Here is a 5,422-nt window from a genome sequence, read left to right on the forward strand (position 1 = left end):
CCTCAGGACTCGCTCTCGACCAGGCTGCGCGGCCGCATGTCGGTCCAGTTGGCCTCGATGTGGTCCAGGCACGCCTGGCGGCTGTCCTCCCCGAACACGATCCGCCAGCCCGAGGGCACCTCCGCGAAGGTGGGCCACAGCGAGTACTGGCCCTCGTCGTTGACCAGCGCGTAGAAGCGCCCGTTGTCGTCGTCGAAGGGGTTAGTCACGCCAAGCCTCCAGTGCCGTCAGGTCAACTGAGGCTTACCTTAGTAAGGCGATACTAAGAGTGTCCAGCGGCGAAAAAGGTGACGAGAGCGTCGTTGACCGCGTCCGGGCGCTCCAGATATCCGTAGTGCCCGGCGTCGGCGATCTTCACGTACCGTGCGGACGGGATCGCGTCGGCGACCTCACGCGCGAGGTACGCGGGCAGGCGAAGATCGTCGGCGAACCCGATGACCAGGCAGGGAACGTCGATCGCGCGGTAGGCGTCCAGGCGGCTCTCGGTGATGTCGAGGTCGAGCTGCGCGCGCAGGCCGGGCGTCCACAGGGTCGGCGACATCTCGAAGATGTCCAGCCAGTCCGCGATCGCCGCGTCGTCGTTCAGCGTGCGGGGTGAGAGATTCTGCACTGCCCGCATCACGGCCTCGTACTTCGCGGGCAGCGCGATCTCGCTGTCCCGCAACTCCTTCTCCGCCGCGCCCATCGCCGCCCGCATCGCGTCCGGGCGGCCGCGCGTCGCCATCAGCACGGCCTGGCTGACCAGTTCCGGACGCGCGAGCATCAGCTCGGTCACCACCTGCGCGCCCATCGACGTGCCGACCAGGCGGCACGGGCCGAGGTCGAGGTGCTCGATCAGGCCGGCGGTGTCGGCGACCAGGTCGTCGATGGTGAAACCCGGTTCGGCGGGCGAAATCCCGCGGTTGTCGAACGTGATCGCCCGGTAGCCGGCGTCGAGGAGCGCGGGCACCTGGTGCAGGTGCCACACCCGGCCGTTGGCGGCGGTGCCCATCACGAGCACCACCGGATCGCCGGAGCCGAGGTCGTCGTAGTTGATCTTTATGCCGTTGACGTCGGCGAGTGGCATGGTTCTCCTTGCAGGCTGGCCCGGCGCAGTCCGGGCATGGTCACCGCGACCAGGCAGACGCCGAGCACGCACACGATTCCGCCGGCCACGATCCCGCCGGCCGGGCCGAGCAGCAGCGCGCCCAGCCCGGCTTCGGCGTTGCCCACGGCCGGGCCGGTCGTGGCCTGCGCGAGCCACAGGCTGCTGACCCGGCCCTGCAGGTGGCCAGGCGTGTGGTGCTGGAGCAGCGCGCGGCGCAGGATTTCCGACGTGGTGTCGCCGATCCCGGCGAGCGCCTGGAACAGCAGCGCCAGCCACAGTTCGCCGGACAGGCCGAACGCGGTGATCGCCAGTCCCCACAACAGCACCGATGCGATCAGCGCGCGGCCGCTGTGCCGGAACCGTCCGGTCCAGCCGCTGACCAGCGCGCCGAGGAACGCGCCCACCGCCGGGGCGGTGTAGAGCAGGCCGACCGCGGACGGGCCGCCGCCGAAGACCTCCGTGCCCATCTGCGGGAAGAGCGCGTAGGGCATCGCGAAGAGCATGGCCCACAGGTCGATCAGCAGCAGTCCGCGCACGACCGCGTTGTGCCGGAGGAAGCGGAAACCCTCGGCGATCGCGTGGAACGGGTGCTGGTGGTCCTCGTCCGGCTTGCCTGCCCGCAGCTCGGGCAGCCGCCACATGAGCAGGACCGCGGCGACGTAGCCGAGCGCGTCGATCGCGAAGCACGCGGCGACGCCGGGCCCGGCCGCGATCACCCCGGCGATCGACGGGCCGACCATCGCGCCGAACTGGCTGGTCACCGTGATCAGCGCGCCGGCCGCGGTCAGGTGCTCCGGCTTGACCAGCGCGGGGATCGCCGCCATCAGCGCCGAGCCGCCGAGGCCGTTGATCGCGCCGGCGAGGATCGCGGCCACGTAGACGAACCACAGCATCGGGTGCGGGATCGCGGCGTTCACGGCCAGCCCGCCGAGCACGACCGCGACGGTCGCCCGCGTGGTGAGGATGAGGCGGCGGCGGTCGACCCGGTCGGCCATCACCCCGCCGGCGAGCAGCCCGCCCAGCAACGCGATGCCGAACACGAGACTGACCAGTCCGACCTGGACCGACGACCCGGTCACCTGGTAGACGTGCAGGTTGATCGCGACGTTCGTGAGCGCCGTTGTCAGCACGGTGAGTGTCTGCGCGGCGAAGACCAGCCGGTACGCGGATGCGCTCCGTAGCGGCGTGACGTCGATGACCATTTCCCCGAGCCGCACGAGCACCTTCCCTTCGTAACGTCGGCTAGCCTAACCTAAGTTCGCGCGATCGAGGGAGCTGACGATGTTGCACGGCTGTGTGCCCTGGCCCGAGGACCTGGCGGCGGAGTACCGCGCCGGAGGCTACTGGACCGGACAGCCACTCGACGTCCTGCTGACCGAGGGCGCGGCCGCGCACGGGGACCGGGTCGCGCTGGTGGCGGCCGACGGTGCGCGGTGGACCTACGCCGAACTCGACGCGTGGGCGTCGCGTCTGGCGGCCGGCCTGGTGTCGGCGGGGTTGCGGCCGGGTGAGCGGGTCGTGGTGCAGCTGCCGAACGTGCCCGAGTTCGTGGCTCTGTTCTTCGCGTTCCTGCGGGCCGGCGTGCTGCCGGTGCTGGCGCTGCCCGCGCACCGCGAGAGCGAGATCGTGCCGCTGTGCGAGCTGAGCGAGGCCGTCGCGTACGTGGTCGCGGACAGCGACGACGCCGGGTACGACTACCGCGAGCTGGCGCGGACCGTGCAGAAGGCGGTGCCGTCGGTGCGGCAGGTGTTCGTGGTCGGCGAGCCGGCGGAGTTCCAGTCGCTGCCGTCCGCGGCGCCGGTCTCGTTGGCGGCGCCGGATCCTTCCGACGTGGCGTTGTTCCTGCTGTCCGGTGGGACGACGGGCACGCCGAAGCTGATCCCGCGGACGCACCAGGATTACCTGTACAACGCGCGGGCGAGCGCTTCGGTGTCCGGATTTTCGGCCGACACGCGGTACCTGGTGGCGTTGCCCGCGGCGCACAACTTCGCGCTGGCTTCGCCGGGGCTGCTCGGCGCTTTGGCCGCCGGTGGGACGGTGGTGCTGGCGCCGGATCCCAGCGCGGACACGGCGTTCGAGCTGATCGAACGCGAACGGGTGACGGTGTCCGCGGTGGTGCCGCCGGTCGCGCTGCTGTGGATGGACGCGGCCGAGTTCATGGACGAGGACCTGTCGAGCCTGCAGTTGCTCCAGGTGGGTGGCGCGAAATTCAACGCGGAGCCGGCCTCCCGGGTGCGCGCGACGCTGGGTTGCGATCTGCAGCAGGTGTTCGGGATGGCCGAGGGGCTGCTGAACTTCACCCGGCTGGACGATCCGGACGAGCTGAAGATCACCACGCAGGGCCGCCCGCTGTGCCCGGCGGACGAGGTGCTGGTGGTCGACGAGGAGGGCGACCCGGTGGCGCCCGGCGAGAGCGGCGAGCTGCTGACGCGCGGGCCGTACACGCTGCGTGGTTACTACCGGGCGGAGCAGCACAACGCGCGGTCGTTCACGCCGGACGGGTTCTACCGCAGCGGCGACGTGGTGCGGGTGCTGCCGTCTGGGCACCTGGTCGTGGAGGGGCGGGTCAAGGACCAGATCAACCGCGGTGGCGAGAAGATTCCCGCGGAGGAGCTGGAGAACCACCTGCTGGCCCACCCGGCCGTCCACGACGCGGCGGTGGTCGGGATGCCGGACGAGGTGATGGGTGAGCGGACGTGCGCGTTCCTGGTGGTGCGCGGGGAGGCGCCGACGCTGCGCGAGGTGACGGCGTTCCTGCGGTCGCGCGGGGTGGCGGCGTACAAGCTGCCCGACCGGGTGGAGGTGCTGGACAGCTTCCCGCTGACGAAGGTCGGGAAGGTGTCGAAGGCCGCGCTCGCGAGGCGGATCGCCGGGTGAGCGCTGGCGCTTCGGCCGCCCACTGCCACCCGCGCCGGACGCAACGCCAGGCGAGCACCGGCAACCGCCACCACACCGCCCGTCCCGCATCTGGAGAACACCCGTGACCACCGGTGCACCCACCCGAGCCGCCACTGATCACGCCAGGGACCACGGCCACCCGCGCTGGGCGGAACACCGGGCCACCACCCACCCCGCACCAGGAGAACGCCCGTGACCACCGGTGCATCCACCCAGGCCACCCCGGACCGGGGGCCACGCGTGGCGGCGTCGTCGCGGGTGGCCGGGCTGCTCGTCGCGCTCGTGGTGCTCGTCGCGGTGGCCCTGCTGAGCATCGCGGTCGGCTCGCGGTCCATTCCACTCGGGACTGTCCTCGACGCATTGTTCCACCGGGACGGTTCGGATTCGTCCTATGTGGTCTGGTCGATCCGGGTGCCGCGGACGTTGATCGGCATCGCGGTGGGCGCGTCGCTGGGGGTGGCCGGGGCGCTGATGCAGGCGCTGACGCGCAACCCCCTCGCTGACCCGGGTCTGCTGGGCATCAACGCGGGCGCGGCGACGGCTGCCGCGCTGTCGGTCGGGGTGCTCGGGGTGACGGATCTGCGGGCGTTCGTGTGGTTCGCCTTCCTGGGGGCGGCCGTCGCGGGTTTCGTGTTGTACGTGATCGCCGGCCGGGGTGGCGCGTCGCCGGTGCGGCTGGCGCTGGCCGGGACCGCGGTGTCGGCCGCGTTGACGGGCCTGACCCAAGCGATGACCCTGCTGGACACGCAGACGCTGGACCAGATGCGGTTCTGGACGGTGGGGTCACTGGAGCGCGCGGACGGCGGCACCCTGGTGCGCGTGCTGCCGTTCCTGGTGGCCGGCCTGGTGCTCGCGCTGTTCCTCGCGCGCCCCTTGAACGCCCTCGCCCTGGGCGACGACGCCGGCAAGTCGCTCGGCGCGCACCTCGGCTGGACACGCGCCCTGACCCTGGTGGCGGTCACACTGCTGGCCGGCGCCGCGACGGCCGCCGTGGGCCCCTTGGTGTTCGTCGGACTGGCGGTGCCGCACATGGTGCGCGCGATCACCGGCCCCGACCAGCGGTGGGTGGTGCCGTACTGCGCCCTGCTGGCCCCCGCGCTGCTACTGCTGGCCGACGTGCTGGGCAGGGTGATCGCCCGCGAGGAGATCGACGTCGGGGTGGTGACCGCCCTGCTCGGGGCACCGCTGTTCATCGCACTGGTCCGCCACACAAAGGCGGGGCGCGCATGACCGGCCCAACCGTGCCCGCACCACTGGCCCACTCACGCACCACTGGCCGCGCGACTGGCCCACTCACACCCGCACCACTGGCCCACCCACACACCCCCCCCCTCTCCACTGGTCCAACCGCCCCCCCACCACTGGCCCACTCACATACCACTGGCCGCCCCACTGGCTCACTCACCCTGTCCCCTATACACATCTAACGCCTTCGCC

At 71.6% G+C, this 5,422-nt stretch carries 5 protein-coding genes; 2 read left to right on the forward strand and 3 right to left on the reverse strand.

Annotated features, from left to right (window positions below; all coding sequences use genetic code 11):
- Window positions 1-2: 2 nt before the first annotated feature.
- The 3 genes from D0D28_RS10735 to entS are packed head-to-tail and all read right to left on the reverse strand — an operon-like array spanning window position 3 to window position 2,304.
- Window positions 3-209, reverse strand: a complete 207-nt coding sequence (locus tag D0D28_RS10735; protein WP_094003850.1) for an MbtH family protein — start codon at window positions 207-209, stop codon at window positions 3-5.
- Window positions 210-262: 53 nt separating this feature from the next.
- A complete protein-coding gene (locus D0D28_RS10740) occupies window positions 263-1,066 on the reverse strand; it encodes an alpha/beta fold hydrolase (protein WP_094003849.1) in 804 nt (267 codons plus the stop codon).
- On the reverse strand, window positions 1,039-2,304 hold the full coding sequence (entS, locus tag D0D28_RS10745; RefSeq protein ID WP_240323156.1) for an enterobactin transporter EntS: 1,266 nt from the start codon (window positions 2,302-2,304) through the stop codon (window positions 1,039-1,041). Before entS ends, D0D28_RS10740 begins: the two co-directional genes overlap by 28 nt.
- Window positions 2,305-2,368: 64 nt before the next feature.
- Between entS and D0D28_RS10750 the strand changes: the two genes are divergently transcribed.
- Together D0D28_RS10750 and D0D28_RS10755 are read left to right on the forward strand one after the other, a co-directional pair.
- Complete coding sequence (locus D0D28_RS10750) at window positions 2,369-3,964, forward strand: (2,3-dihydroxybenzoyl)adenylate synthase (RefSeq protein WP_116110478.1); 1,596 nt, start codon at window positions 2,369-2,371, stop codon at window positions 3,962-3,964.
- Between the two features lie 213 nt (window positions 3,965-4,177).
- Window positions 4,178-5,215 carry a FecCD family ABC transporter permease gene (locus D0D28_RS10755; protein WP_240323157.1) on the forward strand — a complete coding sequence of 346 codons (1,038 nt, stop codon included), beginning with the start codon at window positions 4,178-4,180 and terminating at the stop codon, window positions 5,213-5,215.
- The last annotated feature ends 207 nt before the right edge of the window (window positions 5,216-5,422 follow it).

It is taken from the genome of Amycolatopsis ruanii, from assembly GCF_003385175.1.
Lineage (GTDB): Bacteria > Actinomycetota > Actinomycetes > Mycobacteriales > Pseudonocardiaceae > Amycolatopsis_E > Amycolatopsis_E thermalba.

What these genes read in the sequence shown, in the direction of transcription:
- D0D28_RS10740 (WP_094003849.1), bottom strand. Translation starts at nt 1,066, where the DNA reads ATGCCACTCGCCGACGTCAACGGCATAAAGATCAACTACGACGACCTC.
- D0D28_RS10750 (WP_116110478.1), top strand. Translation starts at nt 2,369, where the DNA reads ATGTTGCACGGCTGTGTGCCCTGGCCCGAGGACCTGGCGGCGGAGTAC.